The organism is Ktedonobacterales bacterium (assembly GCA_036557285.1).
Classification (GTDB): Bacteria; Chloroflexota; Ktedonobacteria; order Ktedonobacterales; family DATBGS01; genus DATBHW01.
Window position 1 is genome coordinate 43,816 of sequence record DATBHW010000005.1, and the last position, 22,502, is coordinate 66,317.

The 22,502-nt window shown below is 56.4% G+C and carries 20 protein-coding genes; 8 read left to right on the top strand and 12 right to left on the bottom strand.

The window, feature by feature from the left end; genetic code table 11:
- From VH599_01850 to VH599_01865, 4 genes are all read right to left on the bottom strand, one after another.
- Nucleotides 1–1,521 carry a hypothetical protein gene (locus VH599_01850; protein ID HEY7347034.1) on the bottom strand — a complete coding sequence of 507 codons (1,521 nt, stop codon included), beginning with the start codon at nt 1,519–1,521 and terminating at the stop codon, nt 1–3.
- Nucleotides 1,522–1,768: 247 nt separating this feature from the next.
- Entirely contained in the window at nt 1,769–2,818 is a 1,050-nt protein-coding gene (gene hemB / locus VH599_01855) for a porphobilinogen synthase (protein HEY7347035.1), read from the bottom strand.
- Between the two features lie 17 nt (nt 2,819–2,835).
- A complete protein-coding gene (locus VH599_01860; protein ID HEY7347036.1) occupies nt 2,836–3,312 on the bottom strand; it encodes a GNAT family N-acetyltransferase in 477 nt (158 codons plus the stop codon).
- Nucleotides 3,313–3,349: 37 nt separating this feature from the next.
- Nucleotides 3,350–3,532, bottom strand: coding sequence for a hypothetical protein (locus VH599_01865; GenBank protein ID HEY7347037.1), 183 nt, complete (start codon nt 3,530–3,532; stop codon nt 3,350–3,352).
- A gap of 298 nt (nt 3,533–3,830) precedes the next feature.
- On the opposite strand from VH599_01865, the gene VH599_01870 reads away from it, so the two are divergent.
- A complete protein-coding gene (locus VH599_01870; protein HEY7347038.1) occupies nt 3,831–4,589 on the top strand; it encodes a glucose 1-dehydrogenase in 759 nt (252 codons plus the stop codon).
- Between the two features lie 51 nt (nt 4,590–4,640).
- Here the strand turns inward: VH599_01870 and VH599_01875 are convergent, their stop codons facing one another.
- Both VH599_01875 and VH599_01880 read right to left on the bottom strand, forming a co-directional pair.
- Complete coding sequence (locus VH599_01875; GenBank protein HEY7347039.1) at nt 4,641–5,336, bottom strand: response regulator transcription factor; 696 nt, start codon at nt 5,334–5,336, stop codon at nt 4,641–4,643.
- A 3-nt stretch (nt 5,337–5,339) separates the two neighbouring features.
- A complete protein-coding gene (locus tag VH599_01880) occupies nt 5,340–6,476 on the bottom strand; it encodes a HAMP domain-containing sensor histidine kinase (protein HEY7347040.1) in 1,137 nt (378 codons plus the stop codon).
- Between the two features lie 482 nt (nt 6,477–6,958).
- Between VH599_01880 and VH599_01885 the strand changes: the two genes are divergently transcribed.
- The 5 genes from VH599_01885 to VH599_01905 all read left to right on the top strand — a co-directional run bounded on the left by VH599_01885 (nt 6,959) and on the right by VH599_01905 (nt 13,265).
- Nucleotides 6,959–7,528, top strand: coding sequence for an NADH-quinone oxidoreductase subunit J (locus VH599_01885; protein ID HEY7347041.1), 570 nt, complete (start codon nt 6,959–6,961; stop codon nt 7,526–7,528).
- 2 nt (nt 7,529–7,530) lie between these two features.
- Entirely contained in the window at nt 7,531–7,887 is a 357-nt protein-coding gene (gene nuoK / locus VH599_01890) for an NADH-quinone oxidoreductase subunit NuoK (protein ID HEY7347042.1), read from the top strand.
- A 66-nt stretch (nt 7,888–7,953) separates the two neighbouring features.
- Nucleotides 7,954–10,152, top strand: coding sequence for an NADH-quinone oxidoreductase subunit L (nuoL, locus tag VH599_01895; GenBank protein HEY7347043.1), 2,199 nt, complete (start codon nt 7,954–7,956; stop codon nt 10,150–10,152).
- Between the two features lie 17 nt (nt 10,153–10,169).
- The gene (locus VH599_01900; GenBank protein ID HEY7347044.1) at nt 10,170–11,771 is read left to right on the top strand and encodes an NADH-quinone oxidoreductase subunit M; all 1,602 of its coding nucleotides are present in this window, start codon (nt 10,170–10,172) and stop codon (nt 11,769–11,771) included.
- Between the two features lie 12 nt (nt 11,772–11,783).
- Entirely contained in the window at nt 11,784–13,265 is a 1,482-nt protein-coding gene (locus tag VH599_01905) for an NADH-quinone oxidoreductase subunit N (GenBank protein HEY7347045.1), read from the top strand.
- Between the two features lie 374 nt (nt 13,266–13,639).
- On the opposite strand, the gene VH599_01910 is transcribed toward VH599_01905, so the two are convergent.
- The 3 genes from VH599_01910 to VH599_01920 all read right to left on the bottom strand — a co-directional run bounded on the left by VH599_01910 (nt 13,640) and on the right by VH599_01920 (nt 17,684).
- Nucleotides 13,640–13,954, bottom strand: coding sequence for a hypothetical protein (locus VH599_01910; protein HEY7347046.1), 315 nt, complete (start codon nt 13,952–13,954; stop codon nt 13,640–13,642).
- Nucleotides 13,955–14,145: 191 nt separating this feature from the next.
- Nucleotides 14,146–16,902 (bottom strand): FtsX-like permease family protein, encoded by a 2,757-nt coding sequence (locus tag VH599_01915; GenBank protein HEY7347047.1) that lies wholly within the window; start codon nt 16,900–16,902, stop codon nt 14,146–14,148.
- A 47-nt stretch (nt 16,903–16,949) separates the two neighbouring features.
- Complete coding sequence (locus tag VH599_01920) at nt 16,950–17,684, bottom strand: ABC transporter ATP-binding protein (protein HEY7347048.1); 735 nt, start codon at nt 17,682–17,684, stop codon at nt 16,950–16,952.
- A 192-nt stretch (nt 17,685–17,876) separates the two neighbouring features.
- On the opposite strand from VH599_01920, the gene VH599_01925 reads away from it, so the two are divergent.
- A complete protein-coding gene (locus VH599_01925; protein HEY7347049.1) occupies nt 17,877–18,032 on the top strand; it encodes a hypothetical protein in 156 nt (51 codons plus the stop codon).
- 97 nt (nt 18,033–18,129) lie between these two features.
- Here the strand turns inward: VH599_01925 and VH599_01930 are convergent, their stop codons facing one another.
- From VH599_01930 to VH599_01940, 3 genes are all read right to left on the bottom strand, one after another.
- Nucleotides 18,130–18,693: a hypothetical protein gene (locus VH599_01930; protein ID HEY7347050.1), complete on the bottom strand. Its 564-nt coding sequence runs from the start codon at nt 18,691–18,693 to the stop codon at nt 18,130–18,132.
- On the bottom strand, nt 18,690–19,565 hold the full coding sequence (locus VH599_01935; protein HEY7347051.1) for an SPFH domain-containing protein: 876 nt from the start codon (nt 19,563–19,565) through the stop codon (nt 18,690–18,692). The genes VH599_01930 and VH599_01935 overlap by 4 nt, the downstream gene beginning before the upstream one ends.
- 83 nt (nt 19,566–19,648) lie before the next feature.
- Nucleotides 19,649–21,136: an aldehyde dehydrogenase family protein gene (locus VH599_01940; protein HEY7347052.1), complete on the bottom strand. Its 1,488-nt coding sequence runs from the start codon at nt 21,134–21,136 to the stop codon at nt 19,649–19,651.
- A 472-nt stretch (nt 21,137–21,608) separates the two neighbouring features.
- Here VH599_01940 and hisG point away from each other — a divergent pair, with 472 nt between their 5' ends.
- Nucleotides 21,609–22,496 carry an ATP phosphoribosyltransferase gene (hisG, locus tag VH599_01945; protein HEY7347053.1) on the top strand — a complete coding sequence of 296 codons (888 nt, stop codon included), beginning with the start codon at nt 21,609–21,611 and terminating at the stop codon, nt 22,494–22,496.
- The last annotated feature ends 6 nt before the right edge of the window (nt 22,497–22,502 follow it).

The window sequence follows — 22,502 nt, forward strand, 5'->3', positions numbered from 1 at the left end:
CTATGATACCTCCCCCGATAGAACAAGCTGGGCTGACTCTGTTGCAATCGTTGGTGTCCCCACCCTGGCTTCATCAGCCTCTTGCGTGGTCAATCGTCGAGCGCAGGCCAGCAGCAGCGCCGCTGGCAGCGCGCAGAAATAGAAATATGTTGGCAGGCTGCGCCAGGCCAGGAAAAGCGGCAATACCGCCAGCACCATCGCAGCCTCGGGGCGTTCTCGCCCCCAGCGAAAATACCAGAGTAGCGCCCCAACCATCGCTGCCCCCTCCAGCACTGTATAGGCTGCGTGCGGCAAGAACGGCAGGAGCTTCCCGACGGAAAGCGCGATCAGTCCCGCGCCTTCTGGAAACATCGGATCACGCAGCGGCGCAAGCACCCCCGCGACCCAGGCGGAGCCATCCATCACGATAAAGGGCAGGTTGGCCGCCAGGAACAAAGCCACAGCTAACCCCGTCCGCACCAGCGCATCCCGCAAACCCAGGCGTTGATAAATAAAGATCAAATAGAACGGCAGATAAAACCACGCATTTTGCTTACTGGCTATCGCCAGCCCGACGAAGATCGCCGACACCCACCAGCGTTCCCAGAACAGCCAGGCGAGAAAAACGAGCAAGATATAGAACATATCCAGATCGCCAGCCAGCACCGAGTTCAACACAGGCAAATCCGCCAGAAAGAGCAGCGCCACCCACCAGCGTAAGTCACGCCGCACAAAACGCAGCCCGATCACCGCGAGCAGCGCCAGACACAAGAGATAAAAAGGTAACACCGTTGGCAAACCGGCCCAGACCAGCGGAACCAGCGCCAGAAAAGACAGCGCCGGATAGCTGGCATGCGACTCAAACTCCAGCACCTGATCAGGCTGCCCTACGGGTTCTTGCGCCAGCAGCGCCCGCAGTTGCTCTTTGGTAGGGTAATCTTGCTGGTGCGCCAGCGCCCCCTGTTGGAGCGGTGTTGTAAACTCCGCAGACTGGTGATAGTCCCGAATCGCAGCAACAATATCCGAGTTAGTGTATGGATTCTGCCCATGCAGCAAAAGATACGCAGCGTTATGGTCCAGCAGCGTCCCATCATTGAAATAGACCGGCGGCTGAAAACTCTCCACCACCAGTAAGCCAACCTGGCGCAGACCCAGCATCGCTAAAATCAGGCAGCTTATCAGCGCAGCCCACCCCAGCGCGCGACCAACCTTGCCAACAAGCAGCTTTGGGAGGCGCGGACTCACCGCCAGGCAGAGAGCGATAAGGCTCAGGCCCATCATCAGGAAAGAAACCGTCTCCGCGCCTGCAAGGCCAAACGCCCCGCGCGTCCACTCAGAGGGGATCTCTTGATACGCTTGAAGCCCAATCGCCAACCCCAGCAGCAGCAGACGCAGCGGCAGATGCGTGGAAGAGGCTTCATCAATCAAATCATCTGCCTGGCCCGACACAGAAGCAGCAGGTTGCTGCCTGCCAAAAGACCATGCGCCTAATTGTAACGGCCAGATTCCAGGAATCAAGCCTGTTCGCCGAAAAAACGTCAAGCGCCCTTGTCCTCCAGAAAGTGTACCGCCTCACGAACCGGGCGCTCCAATGCTTAAACTATGTAGCGTATCTACAAAACCGCACTGGAAATGCCTGGCCGCACCCTCAGATAAGAACGAGCAGCAGCGAAAAGAGGTCACACTCTGGCCGAGAAGAGTACCTGGCAGGACACACTCACAAAAAAGGCGGGAACCGGCAGAGTCTCTGCTTCCGGTTCCCGCTGTTATTGGATGTGCGCTTTAGCGCCTAACGCTCAGCCAGCCAGGCCGCCACGTCTTTTGCGTGATAGGTAATGATGAGGTCAGCGCCCGCCCGGCAGATACCCGTCAATATCTCCATCGTAATCCGCCGCTCATCAATCCAGCCATTGCGGGACGCCGCCTTGACCATCGCATACTCGCCGCTCACGTTATAAGCCGCCAGCGGCAGATCAAACTGCTCGCGCGCCCGCGCCAGCACATCCAGATAGGCTAAGGCCGGCTTGACCATAATCAGGTCTGCGCCCTCCTGCACATCCAATTCAATCTCGCGCAGCGCCTCGCGGGTATTGGGTGGGTCCATTTGATAGGCCCGGCGGTCTCCAAACTGCGGAGTAGATTCCGCCGCTTCGCGGAACGGGCCATAAAAGCCCGACGCATACTTGGCCGAATAGGCCATAATCGGCGTCTGACTAAAGCCATGTTCATCCAGCGCGGCGCGGATAGCGCCAACCCGTCCATCCATCATATCCGACGGCGCAACCATATCAGCGCCAGCCTCCACATGTGAAAGCGCCTCGCGGACCAGCAAGCGCAATGTCGCGTCATTTTGCACCTCGCCATTCACCACCACGCCGCAATGACCATGACTGGTATATTCGCAGAAGCACACATCGGTAATCACGACCAACTCTGGCGCCTGCGCTTTAATAGTGCGAATCGCCCGCTGCACAATCCCTTCAGGATGATAAGCCTGTGAACCAAACTCGTCCTTCTCCGCAGGGATACCAAAAAGCAGCACTGCTGGAATGCCCAGGCTGACAACAGACGCGATCTCGCGCTCCAACCCATCCACCGGCCACTGATACTGCCCCGGCATAGAAGCGATCTCTTGAGGCTGGCGCACCGTCTCCGCAATGAACAGCGGAAAGATCAGTTGATCGACAGAAAGCCGGGTTTCCCGAACCATTCGGCGCAGCGTCTCTGTGCGCCGGAGGCGGCGCAGGCGGCGGCCAGGGAAACCTTCTCCGCGCGCAATAGAAAGGTGAGACGCCTCGGAAACCATCTTCGAGGCGGGAGACATCACATCGCCTGGCATAGTCTCACAGCTCCTTCTCACGGTTCATTCTGAAGGTGAAGGCGATAGTAGATTTCACGATGCCCTTCTTGGAAACCTAACGACTCATAAAGACGAATAGCAGGAAGATTTTGCTCAAACACATGCAGGTCAAGAAAGCTGATACCTTCGGCGCGGCTAAACGCAATGAGCGTTTTCATCAGTTGATGAGCAATGCCATGCCCCCGATAGTCGGGATGAACCACCACGCGCTTGATATAGCCCACCTGTGTAGGCAGCGTCGCTGGCGCCAGCACCAGTTCCGCCTTGCCAACAGCCACAGCATCAGCCTCCGCAAGAAAAATCAGGTTGCGCTCGTGCATACTGGGATCAAGCGAACCAAAATACTTCTGAAGGTCGTGATGAATATTACGAAGCGGAGAAGTACCATAGCGATCTAAAGCTTCTATTGCGGGAATATCATCGAACGTTGCCTGTCGGATCACCAACCCCGTTGTCAGATCACTTTCAGTCATGCCTAACCTTCTGCGGCTGCGCTTCCTCGCCCCATCCTCACTCGCTCTTGCGTGGCAAGCGCAGCACCGCGACTAAGGCCACCAGCGCGGTCAGCAGATATAACGAATAAATAATGTAATCTTCGGCGTCTTTCGCAGCGAAAATATGCGTAATACCAAAGACAAAAAAGCCTGCGCTAATGGCAAACAAAAGAAGCGTGCTGGTAAGTTTCCTCGACATAGCTCTTCTCCCCCGTCAGGGAGGCTCCATTCTTAAAGCTGATGTAACATGCGCCTCGCGGCGTAAAAGTCCACTGGAGAGTTCGCATCAGCAGCATTATATCATAAGCCGCCGATCAGGGCTTGCATCGCCTCGGACCCTGGCTATCTAAAATCATAGGGCCAAATGCTTACTTGCGACAAGTCTCGCCTCAACCTCAAGAGGTAGAGACTTTGCGAGTTCATTGCTTCCAAGAAGTGAGAAGGTATAATCTCAAGAAGTGAGAAAACGTAATAGCGCAGGAAGGAGTACCAGGTTTATGCAGCTTGCAGGAAAAGTGGCGTTGGTCACAGGAGGCTCGCTAGGTATCGGCGAAGCGATTGCGCGCGCTTTTGGCCGCGAAGGCGCTCACATCACGGTTGACTACTTTCACCATCGGGAACCAGCCGAGCATGTATGCCGGGAGATCGGACACGGACGCGCTATCGCCGTTCAAGCCGATGTCAGCAAAGTTGCCGACATCGAACGTCTGGTGCAGACAACAGTTGAGAAATTTGGGCGGCTGGATATTTTAGTAAACAATGCTGGTATTGAAATGCCCACACCCTTTCTCGAAGTCACTGAAGAACAATGGGACCAACAGCTTGCGGTAGACTTGAAAGGCCCGTTCTTTGTTGCCCAGGCTGCCGCGCGCCAGATGATAAAACACAAGAAGGGCAAAATCATCAACATCTCATCCGTTCACGAAGACCTGCCCATGCCTGGCAACGCCGCGTATTGCGCGGCAAAGGGCGGCTTACGCATGCTCATCCGCACTTTAGCCGACGAGCTAGCCCCGCATCACATCAATGTCGTTGGCATCGGCCCTGGCGCTATCGCCACCCCGATTAACAAACACACTCTGGAAGACCCCCAGAAGGTCCAGGCCCTCTTGAGTACCATTCCGCTGGGGCGCATCGGCAAGCCGGAAGATGTAGCAGGACTGGCCGTCTGGCTGGCATCAGACGCGGCAGATTACGTAACCGGGACCACCTTCTTCATTGACGGCGGTCTGATGGTCCACGCCGGCAGCCTATAGCCTATAAAGGCGCTCGCTCTTCGTAAATCATGGATGCGCCCATAGCCTGAACTAATGCGCTGCCCTGCGGAACTTATAACCCAGCCCTCGCTCAGTCAGGATATAGTACGGATGAGCCGGGTTTGGTTCGATCTTGCCCCGCAGGCGGCGGATATAGACTTTCAGATAATCCAGTTCGCCTGCATACTCCTCACCCCAGACATGCTTGAGCAGCGTCTCGTGGGTGAGGATATGCCCGGCATTGCGCACCAGCAGATAGAGCAGGTTATACTCCGTTGGCGTCAGATCGATGACCCTGCCAGCAACACTCACCTCGCGGCAATCATAATTCATCCGAAAAGCCTCGCAGCAAAACGAAGGTGCTCGATCCGTCGGCGCAATCATCTCTGCCCGGCGCAGCACCGCTCGCACGCGCGCCAGCAGTTCCAGGTGGCTGAACGGCTTGGTAATATAATCATCCGCTCCCAACTCCAGCCCGCGCACCTTATCTAACTCGGCCCCTTTCACCGTCAGCAAGATAACAGGAATATTACTCACCTGGCGAACACGCCGCAGCACATCAAGCCCATTGAGGCGCGGCATCGCCACATCCAGAATCATCAAATCTGGCGCATCATCAAAGAATCGCCCCAGCGCCTCTTCCCCATCTGAGGCGCACAGGACATCGCTTTGCGCCCAGTGCAGGCGGAAAATCGTCGAAGTAATCTCAAGCAAATCACACTCATCATCAGCAAGCAAGATACGCATAGCTTATCCTGAATCAACAGCAGGCAGCGTAAAATAAAACGCGCTGCCCTTTCCAGAGACGCTCTCCACCCAGATATGTCCATCCTGCAAAACAACCAGTGCTTTCGCCAGCGCCAGCCCAATACCGAAGCCGCGCGAGGGAGCCTGGCTATTGGCCCCTCGATAAAACCACTCAAAAAGATGCCCCTGTTCTTCCAGCGGCACACCTGTCCCTTCATCGTGTACCCCAAACAACACTTCGCGCTCCTGGCCGTTCACCGTCAACCTGATAGCCGTCCCTGCCGGAGCATACTTCTGCGCATTGACCAGCAGATTCACTAAAATCTGCTCAAGCCGATGCCTATCCCCCAGGACGCAAACATCTTGTGGCTCAGCCTCGATCACCAGGCGCTGCCGTTTTCCCTCCAGAAGCGGGCCGAGCATCTGCCCAACGGATTCGGCTGCTGACTGGCAATGCAGACATTCGGGGATACATTCAAGCTGGCGATGATGCTCGCGCCACAGGGCAAGCAGATCATCAATCAACACATTCATCCGCGCGCAATTGCGCTCGATAACCCGCAGAAGGTTGTCCCGGCGCTCAGCCCTGGATTCATGCACGCCGCCAGCGAGCAGCGAAACGCTGGCGCTAATCGCGCTTAGCGGCGTATACAATTCATGGGAAAGCTGCGAGAATACCGTCTGGCGCAGCGCCTCCCACTGGCGGCGCTCAGCTTCCCAGCTAGCCTTCGTGTGCCTGATATAGACCTTGATACCACTTATTCCCAGCGCAACTATCAACAAGAGCAGCGCGTGTTCAGCTAGCAAAGTGATTTGCAGCGCCGAAAATGGCTGGTGAGGCGTCAGCAGAACACCGAGCGCGAAGGCGCTACAGGCTAACCCGCCGAAACAAAGGCATATCATCGTTGATGACTCATCCAGCAAAGCGACAGCCCATCCTAAATAAAGCAGATAGAGTGGGCTTGCCCACCCGCCGCTGAGCGATACCAGGATAGTAATAACCGCCAGATCGAGCAAAAGCTGAGGTGGAGCAGGGTAACGCCAGCGCAACCAACCAGGAAGCCTCCACGTAGAGCGCAGCGCGTAATACAAGACAAACACCCCTACCCAGGCCGCTGAATGTGGCAGCGGGGCTTTCACATGCGCGTGCGCCTCAAGCAAGGCAAGAAAAATGGTTGTGGCGATAAAAAACCAGAAGATTCCTTCACCAAGCCGCTGAGTTGGTATTGGGCCTGCCTGGGTCAGAGGGCTATGCTTCGCACCAGAGGGAGAGAAAGAAAAATCTATTGGTCCTGTCCTCTCTCAATGATCATATTCACTGGAAGCCAGATTGCGCCTGGCATGGGTTCGCACAAATTATGCCGGGGCGTCCTACAAGCGTTATGAGCACCGCTCGTATCCAGGCGCATCCCACCGCACATCGCGCGTGGAACGCTGGGCCGCTCGGTAGTTACGAGACGTTTTTGACAGCGCGTGGTACAATTTACGACGGCAGCAGCCGTAAGTGCCTGACTTCCTCCGCTGATCCCACTGATCGGCGGAGTCGTTATCACCTGGCCGCCTTCCCACATCACCTCTTAAGGAGACTACCTTGCGGCGAGCGTAGAGGAACCCAAACCAATATGGCTCGATCAGACGCTCCGCTCGCCCGTTGGAGGCAAACCATGCTTTCTGTGATCGCCACCATAGCGTTCTGGGTTATCGCCGCGCTATTGGTCGGCTCGGCGCTGGCAGTGGTCTTGCGCCGCAACATCGTTCACGCCGCTCTTTTTCTCGTCCTCGTTTTCGGGGCGACTTCTGGCATCTTTATCTTGCTCAACGCCGAGTTTATCGCTATTGTGCAGATACTAATCTACGCGGGCGCAATTACCATTCTGATCCTTTTCGCCATCATGCTCACACGCCACAGCATGTCGCGCCAGAGCAATCCGGCGAACAAACAACTCTGGCCTGCGGCCATCGTCTGCGTACTGCTGGGAGCCAGCATCATCTTCGCCATGTTCACCCCAGGTTCGCAGCTTCATCCAGAGGCCGATAGCACATTCATAAGTACCAGCATAAACAACGTCCTTCGCATCGGGCAGCTTCTCTATAGCCCATCCGGGTATAGCTATGTACTCCCCTTTGAAATAGCCTCCCTGGTGTTGCTCGTTGCTATTGTAGGGGCTATCGCCATCGGCAGGGAGGATTAAAAATGACCCCGTTTGTTTCAGGTGATATTGGTTCCATCTTCTATCCCCTTACGCTGGGGCATTTTCTGGTCCTGGGAGCAGTGCTATTCTGCATCGGGCTTTTTGGCGCGCTCACCCGCCGCAATGCCGTTGCCGTGTTGATGAGCATCGAAATTATGCTCAACGCCGTCAACGTCACACTGGTAGCTTTCGCCTATTTCAATAAGCCAACTGCGAACCTTCTTACCGGACAAATCTTCGCCATCTTTATTATCACTGTTGCGGCAGCCGAGGCAGCGGTGGCGTTAGCCGCCATTATCGCTATCTACCGACGGCGCAACACCATTGATGTCAGCGACATCAACATGATGAAATGGTAATACCGTATCTGTTGAGCGCAACGTCGCGCCTAACCACCAAAATACGTATGAGAGGTTAGCTAGCTTATGGGTGTAATAGATCAAGCCTGGCTTATTCCAGCACTCCCCTTAGCAAGTTTCGTTATTATCGTCTTCTTTACGCGAGTCATGGATGTGCGCAGCCGCAGGGTTGTGGCTGTTCCAGCAGGCGCAGCCAATATCGGCTATCCCTCTGGCCTGGCCCACGAAGAAGCCGAAAGCGCAAGTCACGAGCCAACCGATCAGCCTGGCACACACACTGGCGGCCATGACGCCGATACCTCGCAGGCTGCTCATGGAGATCACCGTCCGGCTGGCAGCGCCACACGCGAGGATGGCTCACACAGCGCGCATGGCGCGGGGGAGCATGGCGGCCAAACCCCCTTCTGGGCCAGAATGAGCGGCTATACGAGTATCGTCGCTGTCACCATTGCCTGGGTTATCTCCCTGATTATCCTGATCCAGTTCATTACCGGCGGCAGCAGCCTTCAGGCCAATGGCAGAACCATTTCCCTCTACACCTGGTTCTCCTTCAGCAGTACCCTCAACTATCCCATCAACTTCCACGTTGATTCGCTGACCGCCCTGATGCTGGTCGTCGTCACCACCGTCTCGATGCTGGTCCAGATTTACTCGCAAGGCTATATGGAGGGCGACCCCGGCTACTCCCGTTTCTTCGCCTGGCTTTCGCTCTTCACCGTCTCGATGCTCATCCTGGTGCTGGCCGATAACTTCCTGGTTATCTACATTGGCTGGGAACTGGTGGGCCTCTGCTCCTATCTGCTGATCGGCTTCTGGTACGAGCGGCACGATCCACCGCCAGCGGCCCTCAAGGCGTTCGTCACTACCCGCTTTGGCGACTTCGGTTTTCTGATTGGCATCCTGATCCTCTTCTTCAACTTCCACACCTTCTCCTTCAGTGCCATCAACGCCCAGGCTGGAAATATTGACATTGCCTTGCTAACCGTCGCAATGATCTTGATCTTCTGTGGCGCGGTGGGCAAATCCGCTCAGTTCCCGCTGCATACCTGGCTGCCGGACGCGATGGAAGGCCCAACACCCGTGAGCGCGCTGATTCACGCCGCCACAATGGTCGCTGCTGGCGTCTATCTGGTCGCGCGAACCTTCCTGATCTTCCACGACCACGCTGGCCCACAAGCCCTCGAAGTTGTCGCCTACGTGGGCGGCTTTACCGCGCTTTTTGCCGCCACCATTGGCCTGGTACAGAACGACATCAAGCGCGTGCTGGCCTACTCGACCGTGAGCCAGCTTGGCTATATGTTTGTGGGCCTTGGCGTTGGACCAACCAACGCCACTGGCATGTTCCATCTTTTCACCCATGCCTTCTTCAAAGCCTTGCTCTTCCTGGGGTCCGGCTGTGTCATTCACGCTATCTCCGAGCAGGATATGCGCAAGATGGGCGGTCTGGCGCCCTACATGAAGTGGACCGCTGTACCGTTCCTGCTGGCAACGCTCTCCATTTCCGGCATCCCGCCGCTAGCAGGCTTCTTCAGCAAAGATGGCATCATCGGTGAAGCCTACCTTTATGGTCAGGATCACGGAGGGAACTATATCCTCTATGGAATGACCCTCTTCACGGCTGGCCTGACCGCTTTCTATATGTTCCGGCTCTGGTTCCTCACCTTTGGCGGGCGGGGCGGCAGGTTTGGCGGCTTCTGGGGCGGCGAGTATCGCGGTGAAGGCACGCCGCATACAGTACCGTTTGTCATGTGGGGGCCACTGGTTGCCCTGGCAATTCCAACCGTCCTCGCGGGTTTCTGGGGGTGGCCCGCCAATTTCCCGGCGTTCCTGACCGGCAATCCAGCCGCAGCAGCATTCGAGAACCCCTTTACAGCGGCTCTGACATGGGTTGGCGTCGCTGTTGCGCTGCTTGGCATAGGAGGCGCCTGGCTGGTGTATGGCGTTCAGGCAGTTCCAGCCAACGCGCTCACACGCAATGCGCTGGGCGCTTTCGTGTACCGCGTGCTGCTCAATAAATACTATATTGACGAGTTCTACGGCTGGATCATCCGCTACATCGTGCTTGGCCTCTCCTATGCCGCGCAGGCGCTTGATCGCTACGTCATTGATGGTGTCGTTGATGGCTCAGCCGTCGTCATCAGGACCAGTGGCAATATCTTCCGTCGCACCGAAACTGGCCGGGTGCAGAACTATGCGGCAGCGATCTTTGGCGGCGCGCTCGTTCTCGTGATCGTCGTCTTTTTCGTTGTCCTGAAAGGGAATTAATAGGGGGCTGTAGAGTCGTGCAAACACAATTTCACTTACTTCTCACGTTAATTGTCTTTCTCCCCGCTGCCGGAGCGATTGGGCTATTTCTGATACCTGGCAAGCGGAACGACCTGGCAAAGTGGGCAGCAGCTATCGTGTCAGGGCTGGTTTTTGTCCTGACGCTTGCCCTCCTCTTTGGACAGCAATGGGATAACACCAGCATTGCCAGTTCAAGTACGTTGCGCTGGGTTGATTTTAGCCCCTGGATAAACATCCAGCTTGGCTCCAGCTTCCAGTTCAAGGTGGATTATTTCCTGGGGGCAGATGGCCTCAGCCTCCCAATGATTATCCTGAATGGCCTGCTCAGCTTTCTGGCTGTGATCGGCTCCTGGCATATTGAAAAGCGTACCAAAGACTATATGGCCCTGATCCTTCTGCTGGAAACGGGCGTGATGGGCGTTTTCTGTGCGCTCGACCTCATCCTCTTCTTCCTCTTCTGGGAAGTCGAGTTGATCCCCATGTTCCTGTTGATCGCTGTCTGGGGCGGCCTGCGCCGCGAGTACGCCGCCTGGAAGTTCCTGCTGTACACCCTGCTGGGCAGCTCAATCATGCTGGCGGGTATCCTGCTGCTCTATTTCGAGCAGGGCGCTCAGACCGGAACCTATACCGCCAACATGATCCTGCTTTCCCAGTCAACCCATCAATTGGTCGGTTTCCTGTCGCTGGGGCCGATCCAGATCACCGCGCAGTTGCTGGCGTTTCTGCTCATTTTCTTTGGTTTCGCTGTCAAAATCCCAATGTTCCCATTCCATACCTGGCTCCCCGACGCCCATACCGAAGCGCCGACCGCCGTCAGTGTGCTGCTGGCGGGCGTGCTGCTGAAGATGGGCGCTTATGGCTTGATTCGCATCTGCCTCGGCTTTTTCCCGTTTGCCGCGCACGATCTCGCCTGGTGGCTTGGTGGTCTGGCCGCTGTCAACATCCTCTATGGCGCGGGTGTCTCGATGATTCAGAGCGACATGAAGAAGATGATCGCCTACTCCAGTGTCAGCCATATGGGCTATGTTTTGCTGGGCGTAGCGGCAGCCGCAGCCGCAGCGGGCGACCCCAGCCTCTTCGCTTTTCAGCAAGCCGCGCTGACCGGCGCAGCCCTCCAGATGTTCACACATGGCAGTATCACGGGCCTGCTCTTCTTCTGCGTCGGTGTACTCTATGAGAAAGCCCATACGCGCGAGATTGACATCTTTGGCGGCATCGCGCAGCGTATGCCCAGGTTGATCACCATCTACACGATTGCCTGTCTCGCCTCGCTAGGTCTGCCCGCGCTCAGCGGCTTCGTTGCCGAATATCTCGTCTTTACCGGAAGTTTCCCGATCCTGACAACCTGGACCATTCTTGGCGCTTTCGGCATCGTTCTCACGGCGGGCTATCTGCTCTGGATGCTCAAGCGCGCCTTCTATGGTCCGCTTAACGCGAAATGGGCGGCGCTGACTGATGCCACCAACCTGGAGGTAGCGCCGCTGGTCGCGCTGGTCGCGGTCATCCTGCTCTTCGGCATCTTCCCTGGGCTTATCGTCAATATTATTCAGCCAAGCGTCAGCCAGATTATTCATACCCTGGCGGTTATCGCTCATTAAGGGGGTCGTGCTGTGCCAATTGCAAATAATGACATCTGGCTGCTCTCGCCGGAATTGAGCCTCACCATTCTGGCGCTGGTAGTCATCTTTCTCGATCTGGTCGTCAAACGTCGCATAGTAGTCGTTCTAACGGCCCTGCTGGGGCTGGCCGTTCCCGCTGGCTTCACCTTTGCGCTGGCGGCGAACCCTCCGCAAGACCCGCATGGCTTCTTTAACATGCTTATCGTCGATCAGTATGCTATCTTTTTCAAGCTGCTCTTCTTGCTGATCGGGGCGGTCATGCTGCTTATCTCCTATGACTACGTGAACAAATACGTCCGTTCGGCTGGCGAGTTCTACGCGCTCTTGCTGCTCTCCGTCACTGGCATGATGCTCATGGCAAGCAGCAGCGAACTCATCACCATCTACATCTCACTGGAACTTGCCAGCATACCGCTTTATGTCATGGCTGGCTTGCTGCGTAACGATGATCGCTCTGCTGAAGCCTCCGTCAAATATGTCCTTCTGGGCGCTATGTCTTCGGCCATCCTGCTTTACGGCTTTGCGCTGCTTTATGGGCTGACCGGCACAACCGATCTTCACGGCATTGCTCAGGCCACGATCACCAGGGGCTTTGCCGACGGTAACATTCTCCTGCTCATGGCGGCTATATTCGTGCTGGCCGGTTTTGGCTTTAAAATCTCGGCGGTCCCTTTCCATACCTGGGCGCCCGACATCTACGAGGGCGCACCCACTCCGGCAGTCAGCTTCTTCTCAGTCGGGTCAAAGGCGGCTGGCTTTGCGGCCCTGATTCGCGTCTTCATTGATGGAAACCTGGGGCCATCTAACGGCCAGACCTTTGTTATGCTCATCGCAGTCATCGCCGTCGTAACCATGACGCTCGGCAACGTGGTCGCCATTGTCCAATCAAACGTAAAGCGCATGATGGCCTATTCCAGCATCGGCCAGGCTGGCTACATACTGGTTGGTTTCGCCGCCAGCGTTGGCACAAACAACTCTGCTGGGACGGGCAGCGCGCTCTTCTTCCTCTTTATCTATGTCCTCACCAACCTGGGCGCTTTCGCTGGCATCATCGCGCTGAGTCACATCCTCGGCACAGAGAATATCCGCGACTTCAACGGACTGCGCTTCAGAAACGCCTGGCTCGCTGTAGGAACGTCTGTCTGCCTGCTCTCGCTGGCGGGCGTACCCCCAATGGCCGGATTCATCGCCAAATTCTTCCTCTTTGCCGCTGCCTGGCAGCAAGGACTGACCTGGCTGGTAGTCATCGCCGTTCTCAATAGCCTGGTCTCGATGGGATACTACGGGTACCTCGTTTACGCCATGTTTGTAAAGCCCCCGCTGAAAGAGGAGCGTATTAGCAGCACGCCTTCTCTGAACACGGCTCTGGCCGTTTCTACGGTGGGCATTATCGTAGTCACCATCCTGACCCAGTTCTTCCTCACCCAGTCCCAGATTGGCGCTCAGAGTTTGGCAGCCTTCCTGGGTCACTAGGGTTGTCCCTGTAGCGCCGCCTTCCAGGCGGCGCTACAGGGACAACCCTCCGCTTCACGCGGATGTGATATTATCAAGGGCCGCGTAAAACCCTGCCCTTCAGGGCTAGGGATAGAAGCGGCCTTGCACGACCTAAACACATGTGCGATACTCTGTCCAACGTGCTGCACCTTGACAAGAGAATAGTGTTTCGCTGGGTTCCGTCGTAAATCGTTCCGACGGGTAAAAGCACTAGCGTTTTGCGCGGGCGCCAGGCGATACACTTGAGCCGGAGTCACGCCCGCCAGGTGTGCCTGTAACCACGTTGCCGGGCCAGGAAGTGGCCCACAAGGGTACGCCCTTGTAGAAGCCCTGTGCTTGAGCACTGGGGTACTTCACTCTTGCTCCTCGCTGTTTCTCCAGAGATCACCCCAACGCTCCAGCAAAGAAGCTAGCTGATCTCTCTGGCGTTCTTGCTTCTCCGCTTTAGCTGCTCGCTTTTGCGGCTTGTTGGCCTTTATCGGTTTTGGCGGCGCAGGTGTCGGCTGAGCTTCTTCCTGCCCAAACCACTCTACCAGAATGGAGCAGGCTTGGCAGAGAAACACCGAAGCGCCCTTAGATTCCTCAACCGCAACGGCAAAGCGATGCCCACAGATGCGACAAACCACGCGCTGCCAGGAATCCTCTGGAAGATCGGCTAACTCTGCCATCGTTTCGCCTCGCAGAAATCTGCCAACGTTGGCTCTACTGGAGGGTTCGTAGTATCTCAGGAGACATCCAGAGTCTAGCACCAGAGCCGCTCGCCGTCCAGGGGAAAACAAGACTTCTCAATAGCACTGGCAGCGCCGCTTTCCAGGCGGCGCTGCCAGTGCTATCCGCAAGCATACAAGAAGATGGGGCATTACTCGTAGCGCAAGACTTCAAGTGGTCGCACGCGCGTGGCGTTCCAGGCCACCAGCCAGGCCACCAGCATACAGATTACCGCCGTCGCAAGGACAATCCCCAGGACGATAGGCGCGCTAACCCCCAGAGTGATCTTAAAGACCACTTTCGCCAGCACCACCGTTGCCAGCGTCACCAGCAGCATCGCCAGCAGCGCCCCGGTAAAGCCAACGACGCCGTTCTCCATCAAGACCTCGCTGAGAACACTGCGGCTGGTGTAGCCCACCGACTTCAAGATACCAAGCTCTCGACGCCGCTCCAGCATCGCCAGCGCCACCGCATTAGCAATGATGATGATGCCTGCCAGCATTGCCAGTGAAGCAATCGCCGTAAGCAGGATAATCAAGTTGTTCAGCAGGCCATTGATAAAGACCAGCAAATCAACCACGCTGAATGTCTGCACCGAAGGCACAGCTTTTTGTATCTGCTGGAGCGTATCGTGCGCCTGATTGGGATCGAGCTTCAGCGAATACACGTACAGCGGATTGCCACCACTCAGCGTATTCACCAGACTATTCGCGCCATAGATCGGCAGATTCGTACCGGTAAAACTCGTCGGGTAGAACCCCACCACTTTTAGCGTCGCTGTTGTTTTGCCGTCACGGCTGCCCACCTTCACCAGATCATCCAGCTTCAGATTGAGCGGACCAAGCGAGGCAGCCTGCGGCATCAACACGTTATAACTGCCGTCAGGGTTCGGGCTGGCATCCTGCGCAATCAGATTACGACCAACCTGACTGGCCTGGAACCCCTTTACGATCTTCGTATCGGGAACAGTTCCCTGGGCAAGATCGTAGCCGGTGACTCCGCTCAGGAAAAAGATCGCGCCCTGGCGCCCTACACTGCTGCTGGAACCAGCATCAGAGACCCCTTGCAGAAACGTCCCAATATCAACATTGTTGACCGCCAGCGGGATGTCTTGCGCAACAGCGTTCACCGTCTGCCCCTGGATCTCCGAAATCTGCGCCAGCTTCTGATCCACTGCCGCTTTATCCGCGCTCCCCACCAGGAGAAACGAGTTATATTTCAATTGTGTGGAGAGAGCGGAATTAATTTCATCCTTGATATTCTGTCCCAGCGTCAAAATCAGCCCGATAGCAAAAACGCCCACAAAGAGCGCCACCATCGTCGTCGAGGTGCGAATCTTCTGCCGCCCGATATTGCGGAGCGCCATCTTCACATTTGACTTCCAGGTGCGCGGCAAGATAACCACCACCAGACCCAGCAAAGAAACTACCAGGAACAGAACGCCAAACGCTGGTATCGCCAGAGTGATGGCAGCAGAGATGAGCAGCGCCCCACCGATCAGCAGCACAAACCACAAAGAGAAACGCTCCGGCACAGGCAGCTTCCCAATGATGAACGCGATCAGCGTAAAGGCCAGGCTCAGCAAGAGTAAGAAGATGCCCGCGCCAGCCACCAGGCCAAGCGCCACGCCCACGCTCTTCAGAATGCTCAGCGCCAGGAAAAAGAACAGCACTGCCAGCAGGACGGCAAGCAAAATGGACACCGCGATCCCTGTTCCGCCCCTGCGCTCGGCTATCCCGCGCAGCACTTCCACAGGCCGAATCTGGCTGGCCTGCACAATCGGCAGCAGGCCAAAGATCAACGCAGTGAAGAAGCCAATCGCCACCCCGGAAACCACCGTCACGGGATCAATACTCCCGGGCAAAGCGATACTAAACAACTGTTCCACCAGGCTCTTCACCAGGAAGCTGACGCCAACACCAGCCGCCGCTCCCACGATGCCGCCAGCAATGCCCAGCAATCCGGCTTCGACTCCAAAGAGCAGATAGAGATCGCGGCGCTGATAGCCCGCCGTCTTGAGCATGGCGATCTCGGTCTGGCGGCGGCGCAGCAAGACCTGCATGGTATTGATGATGCCCACGCCCCCGATCAACAGCGCCAGCAGGCCCACCACCTGGAGGAAATAGCGAATCAACTGTACCTGATCCTCATTCTGCTGCAAGGCATCTTTCGTGGTCGTCACCGTCGCCAGCGGCAGAGCACTCTGGATGCTCTGCTTGGCCGCGTCAGCGTTCTCATCGCTGTGATCGGGAACATCCGCGTAGATCGCGTTATAGGAAACGGGCTGATTAGAAGCGCCAGGCAGCGCCTTGTACGAATTCAGAGACACCAGCGCCTCATCTCCCTGGAACAGCCCGCCATTTTCAATGACACCAACAATCGTGCCGGTTACAACACGCCCATCCCCCGCATGAATCGTGATGGTATCGCCCACCTGCGCGCCCAGGGTCATCAGCAGGCTCTGAGTCACGACCAGATTATTGCCCGTTAAGAGCGACGCCAGGCTCCCATTGGGAGGATTTGTGAAGGTAGGCACACCCGCCAGTGGAAAGACCTGTGGGTCTACCGCCGCCAGGTTGTAGAATTGAAACTGCCCGTCGTTGTCAATACTCTGCGCTTGCGATTCAGCAACAGCGGTATATTGAGTAATCTCGTTTTGTGATTTGAGAGTGTCAAACGTCGTAACCTGCTCGGCTGTGAGCGGTACAATATCGCTGCGAACAGAAATATCACCGCCGTTGCCTGCCCGAATATTACTTGTTAGCCCATCGTTGACCATATTGCCCACAAGCTGCAATGCCACAATCGCCAGCACTCCCACCGCGATACAAAAGATCGCCAGCAGCGTTCGTTGCCCTCCGCGCGCCAGTGAGCGACTTGGATACGACCAGTAGAACCCGGCCTTCATGATCTCTGCTCCATCTCTTCAAGGAGAGGCTTTTTACATACTCCTGATTATTCGACGGCAGCCGCCACCAGACCATCCACAATGCGAACCGAGCGATCAGCCGAGGCAGCCACATCAGGATCATGCGTCGCAATAATGAACGTCGTCCCCGTCTGCTCGCGCAAGCCTCGAATCATTTGCAAAATATTGTCGCTGTTGCTCTGGTCCAGATTGCCGGTTGGCTCATCCATAATGATGATCGCTGGATTCGTCGCCATTGCCCGCGCCACAGCTACCCGCTGTTGTTCGCCGCCGGAAAGCTGGGTGGGCCGATTCCCCAGGCGATGGCCTAATCCCACCAGCCCTAACAGTTCTTTGGCTCGCGCGCTGGCGCTCCCCTCGTGTTTGCCCACATAGAGCGGAATCTCCACATTCTCCTGGGCGGTCAGTGTCGGGATAAGATTAAATGCCTGGAAGACCATCCCTATCTTCTGATTGCGAACTTTCGCTAGCTGGCTCTCGCTCATGCGCGTGATGTCGATCCCATCAATCAACACCTGGCCGCTCGTGGGGTTATCCAATCCGGCAATGATGCCCAGCAGGGTAGACTTACCAGAACCGGAAGGCCCCATAATGGCAACAAACTCGCCTTTATTCACACGCAAGTCAATGCCCCTGAGAATCTCGATTCGGTTGCCGCCCAGGGGTAATGATTTGTGAATGTCTCTGGCTTCCAACGCAGGCGCCATAGTCGTTGCTGCGCCGCCTGATTGTAAGGTTGTCTGTTCCTCAGAGTACGTCATGCGTTTGCGTCTGTCCCTTCTTTTATCTGCTGCGCCAGAGCCGCCCTCTCCTCATGCCCGGCCCTGGCGTCTGGTCAGTATGATTGGCCCATCTGCTTCTACGGCGCAAGGCTGAAAAGGTTGTACCCATCTGAACCATTTCCATAAAGGATAGTACTTGCCACAGGCCATTTAGAACAAGTGTAATACGTCATGTCCATAGCCCTGCCTTTCGTCAGACTTCCTGCTCGCTCCTGGGACTTTATCCGGGTTCGGACTGTTGAGCCGATGGCAAACACCTTTCGGCCCCATTTGCACGAAACCGACCAGGGGCGTCTCATCATCCCTGCTCAGAACGCCGACAGCTAGTGGGGTATGCTCAGTGGTGCAGAGCAGAGCGCCAGCCGCCATCTGCTCTGATGGGTTTCGGCTGGCGCTCTCACGAAGCGAAGAAAAGAGAGTTGACTTATAAAGGGACACGCAGAAATTGCTCGCGGGCCTGAGCAATCTGATTCAGTCGGCGCACCATCGCGCGAACCTCCTGTGCGTAGGCGCTTGTCCAGCTATCGGCATTTGCATTGCTCGCCTGCTGATAGATGACCTCAGCGCCGCGCACCAGGTCCAGATCGAATTGCAGAAGCTGGCGCAGTGTCATCAATTCCTGGCGAAACCGGCCCCAGATGCGGTCAGCAGTTGGCACAGCCATGCCTCGGACACGTCCCTCCAGGTCAGCAATCTCCTGCTGCAAGTCGCGGATACCCTGGACAGCCGCCAGCGCCTCTCGCGGCGGGTCGGGATTTTCGCGTGTCAGCGGCGGAATATGCCGCACTTGATACTCGCCCGCCAGGGTCATCAAGCAAGTAACCGCATCGCTGAGATAGCCGCTGGCTTTGCCGCGCACCAGAAGATCATCAGAGCGCGCCTGGTTCTGCGTGTTATAAAAGTTGTAGCCAAAGCCGGAGAGCGCCAGTTGCAGCGCCTGCACCACCGGATCGTTGGATAGACCGCCACCCGGAGGGTACATGTTCATTGGCTCGCCTGCCTTGGATGCGCCTGTGGGGCTGGCGCTGAATTGCCAGCAGAGACCGCTGCACCGATTTGAGCAGTTGAAAGCGTCGGCATGGCCGCCATAGTAAAGGGCTGCCCAACCGCCATATTGGGCGCAGAGATGATGCCGTGCTGCGCCATCAACATCGCCGTGTAATAGCGTACTGCCTCAACCTCGCTCAAGCCAAATGCCTTGAGCGAAATCAACGAGCGCATACGCTCGTCGCGTGGATAGACCAGCACCTTCACCGTATCCAGGCTAATACCATAGCCCTGCAAAAACTGCTGGAGATGCTGAAAAACGATCTGCGTCAGATCATGAATCTTTTCATTCACCGACTCCAACGGCGTGACTTGAACGATCTGGTTGATCGCCTGCTCGACTACTGGCCCCGCATAGACATTCACCTCAGCCGTCGTCAGCGTGTGGCCGCGATAGGGCATATGCTGCACCAGACGCATCGCGTCTTGCTGGCTGTTGACGTGGATATAATAATCCACATCGTAGCTCATCTCGGCCATCTCGCGCGAGAGCGCAAAACCAGTCGTTTTCACCACCAGCTTAGCGCGGTTGATGTACAGCGCCTCATACTGCCAGGGACTTTGACCATCATAGAAGGCCCGCTGGAAGGAACCCAGGAGCGGCTTTTCAGGCGTCACGACGGGGTACTGGCCGGTCTCATAAATATAGATAACCGCTCCCCGTGATTTCAGGACACAAAAGTGGTTACTCTCCACCGTCAGAAGTGAACCGCTCACAATGTCGTTTCTGGGATAATGCCAGAGGAGTACCTCTGGCCCCATCACCTCTTCGCCGTCAGGAAGAAGCGTAGAAATAACGTGACCGATAGCCATACCCAGATTCCTCCCTTGAAACCTACACTATACTCGGCAGCAATGCCTATTTCTAGTATAGCAGGCGAATCAAGCGGGGAACTCTAGTCGTATTTCGTCCAGACGCTCTTCACCTCGGTGTACAATTCCAGCGCGGCATGGCCGTGTTCGCGCCCGTAGCCGCTCTGTTTATAACCGCCAAAAGGCGAAGCCGCGTCAAAGACGTTGTAGCAGTTAATCCAGACTGTGCCTGCTTTGAGCAGCGAAGCCAGCTTATGCGCCTTGCCCAGATCGCGTGTCCAGATGCCCGCCGCCAGGCCATAGGGGCTGTTATTGGCGCGTTCGGCTACTTCCTCCAGCCCCTCAAATGGCAGAACAACCACCACCGGCCCAAAAATCTCCTCGCGCGCAACTGTCATCTCATCGGTGACGCCGCTGAAGACGGTTGGCTCGACAAAATAGCCGCCTTCCAGACCGTCGCCAGCAGCGCGCTTGCCGCCTGATACTGGCTTCGCGCCTTCGCGCAGACCGCTCTCGATATAGCCCAACACTGTCTGCATCTGACTTTCCGAGACAACCGGTCCCATCTGCACCTTCGGGTCCAGTCCATTGCCCAGCGTCGTCTTGCGCGCCCGATCTGCCAGCCGCTCGGTCAATTCCTCAGCAATAGAACGCTCGGCGAAAAGGCGCGAGCCAGCCGTACAAACCTGGCCCTGGTTGTAGAAAATCGCGTTGAACGCGCCCCTGACGGCTCCCTCCAGATCAGCGTCGGGTAGGACGATATTAGGCGACTTGCCGCCCAGTTCCAGCGAAACCCGTTTCACAGTATCAACCGACTCCCGCGCAATCTGCTTGCCCACTTCGGTTGAGCCGGTGAAGGCAATCTTATCTACTTCGGGATGCCGCACCAGCGCACTGCCCACCCGCGAACCTGGGCCGGTAATAATATTCACTACGCCTTCAGGAAAACCGGCTTCCAGCGCCAGTTCGCCAACGCGCAGCGCCGTCAGCGGCGTGGGGCCAGCCGGTTTCAAGATCATTGTGCATCCCGCCGCCAACGCGGGAGCCAGTTTCCAAGACGCCATGACAATCGGAAAGTTCCAAGGGATAATCAGGCCGCAAACACCAACCGGCTCGCGCAGCGTGTAGTTGAGGATGCCCGGAGCCGAGACAGGGACTGTGTTGCCCTCAAGCTTTGTCGGCCAGCCCGCGTAGTAGCGAAAATGATCAATGGCAATCGCCACCTCGACGCCCGCAATCCTGCGCACCTTACCGCCATCAACCGTCTCCAGTTCTGTCAGTTCCTCGAAGTGCTGTTCCATCAGATCGGCCAGCCTCCAGAGCAGCTTGCTGCGCTCCGCAGGGGCGATCTTGCGCCAGGGGCCGGTAAAAGCCGCGCGCGCCGCTTTGACTGCCTTATCCACATCCTCAACGCCCGCAGAAGCTATGTGTGTCAGCACCTCGCCCGTCGCGGGATTGCGCGTCTCATAGGTTTCGCCCGAAAGAGCCTCGGCCCACTGCCCTCCAATAAGCAGTTTCTTCTTTCCATCCAGAAATTGCGACACCTCTTGCCGCATTGCAATAGTCGCCATATCTTGGGTACTCCTTCGTATGAGTGATCACCGCCCTGGCAGTGGGGCGCAATCACCAATCTTCGCTTACGAGCATCCTCGTTTCCGCGTCAGCACTCAGGGATATTATATCTTCGTTATGAGCACAGGAGAAACAGAAAAAGCACGAAAAAGCGCATCGTGGGGTTGACACACTCATTATCTCCCAGGTATGCTCTATGTAACAATCGTAACCAGACCTGGGGTATCTCCCATATTACGAGCATACATTTCGTGTATACAGTGAGAGCAAAAACGCAGAGTAACAACTGCACAGCATCTAAGCTTTATAACCACCATCATCACGAACAGGGGTGAGGGTTGGCGGCTTATGGCTGCACGCGCCTTCACCCCTTCAAGTAGGTAGGATGTCCAGTCTGGACATCCTACCTACGTTTTTTACTCTCTGATGTATGAAGGCGCTCCCTTGTGAGAAAGGAGTAGAACACAAGCAATGTTTCCAACTGAACGAGAGCAGGACGGGCAGCTTCGGCTGGCGATCCAAAAAGAAGGGCGGCTCACTGAAGACACCCTGGCGCTGCTGCGGGCAATTGGTCTGGAATTTGAGAGCTTTGGTCGGCGCCTGTTTTCCAACTGCCGCAACTTCCCACTGTCCCTGCTCCACACCCGCATTGACGACATTCCAGAATATGTGGCCGCTGGCACAGTAGACCTGGGCATTGTGGGGCGCAATCTGCTGCACGAAGAACAGGGTGCGGTGGAAGCACTGCTTCCGCTGAGCTTTGGCTATTGTTCGCTGGTTGTCGCCGTACCCAAAGAATCGCCGATCACCAGCGTCGAGCAGCTTGCCGGGGCAAAAATCGCTACCTCCTATCCCCACTCGGCACAGCAGTTCTTTCAAGCGCAGCAGATTCCTGTCGAGATCATCACTATCAGCGGCTCTGTGGAGGTTGCCCCGCTGCTGGGGCTTTCTGGCGCAATCGTCGATCTGACGGCAACTGGCAGTTCACTGATATTAAATGATCTTCGCCCCCTCCACACGATTTTAGAATCCGAGGCGGTACTGGCAGCCAATCCAGCGGCGCTGGCCGACCCGGCAAAGCTCGACGCCATCAACCGGCTGCTGCTGCGCATCAAGGGAGTGTTGGCAGCCAAACGCTACCGCTACGTAATGATGAACGCGCCCCGTTCTGCCCTGGAGGAGATCAAGCATATCGTGCCAGGGCTGAAGACACCCACCGTCGTACCATTGGCAGACCCGGAATGGGTAGCCGTCCATTCCGCCATACGTGAAGAGGTTTTCTGGGAAGCCATTGAAGCCCTGCGAGCGGCAGGAGCCTCTGAGATTCTCGTCTCACCTATCGAAAAATTGGTGCTGTAGAAAGAG

Bases quoted from the DNA above. Each gene is read 5' to 3' on its own strand.
- hemB (HEY7347035.1), bottom strand. From the start codon at position 2,818: ATGCCAGGCGATGTGATGTCTCCCGCCTCGAAGATGGTTTCCGAGGCG.
- VH599_01860 (HEY7347036.1), bottom strand. From the start codon at position 3,312: ATGACTGAAAGTGATCTGACAACGGGGTTGGTGATCCGACAGGCAACG.
- VH599_01865 (HEY7347037.1), bottom strand. From the start codon at position 3,532: ATGTCGAGGAAACTTACCAGCACGCTTCTTTTGTTTGCCATTAGCGCA.
- VH599_01870 (HEY7347038.1), top strand. From the start codon at position 3,831: ATGCAGCTTGCAGGAAAAGTGGCGTTGGTCACAGGAGGCTCGCTAGGT.
- VH599_01875 (HEY7347039.1), bottom strand. From the start codon at position 5,336: ATGCGTATCTTGCTTGCTGATGATGAGTGTGATTTGCTTGAGATTACT.
- VH599_01885 (HEY7347041.1), top strand. From the start codon at position 6,959: ATGGCTCGATCAGACGCTCCGCTCGCCCGTTGGAGGCAAACCATGCTT.
- nuoK (HEY7347042.1), top strand. From the start codon at position 7,531: ATGACCCCGTTTGTTTCAGGTGATATTGGTTCCATCTTCTATCCCCTT.
- nuoL (HEY7347043.1), top strand. From the start codon at position 7,954: ATGGGTGTAATAGATCAAGCCTGGCTTATTCCAGCACTCCCCTTAGCA.
- VH599_01910 (HEY7347046.1), bottom strand. From the start codon at position 13,954: ATGGCAGAGTTAGCCGATCTTCCAGAGGATTCCTGGCAGCGCGTGGTT.
- VH599_01915 (HEY7347047.1), bottom strand. From the start codon at position 16,902: ATGAAGGCCGGGTTCTACTGGTCGTATCCAAGTCGCTCACTGGCGCGC.
- VH599_01920 (HEY7347048.1), bottom strand. From the start codon at position 17,684: ATGACGTACTCTGAGGAACAGACAACCTTACAATCAGGCGGCGCAGCA.
- VH599_01925 (HEY7347049.1), top strand. From the start codon at position 17,877: ATGTCCATAGCCCTGCCTTTCGTCAGACTTCCTGCTCGCTCCTGGGAC.
- VH599_01930 (HEY7347050.1), bottom strand. From the start codon at position 18,693: ATGAACATGTACCCTCCGGGTGGCGGTCTATCCAACGATCCGGTGGTG.
- VH599_01935 (HEY7347051.1), bottom strand. From the start codon at position 19,565: ATGGCTATCGGTCACGTTATTTCTACGCTTCTTCCTGACGGCGAAGAG.
- VH599_01940 (HEY7347052.1), bottom strand. From the start codon at position 21,136: ATGGCGACTATTGCAATGCGGCAAGAGGTGTCGCAATTTCTGGATGGA.
- hisG (HEY7347053.1), top strand. From the start codon at position 21,609: ATGTTTCCAACTGAACGAGAGCAGGACGGGCAGCTTCGGCTGGCGATC.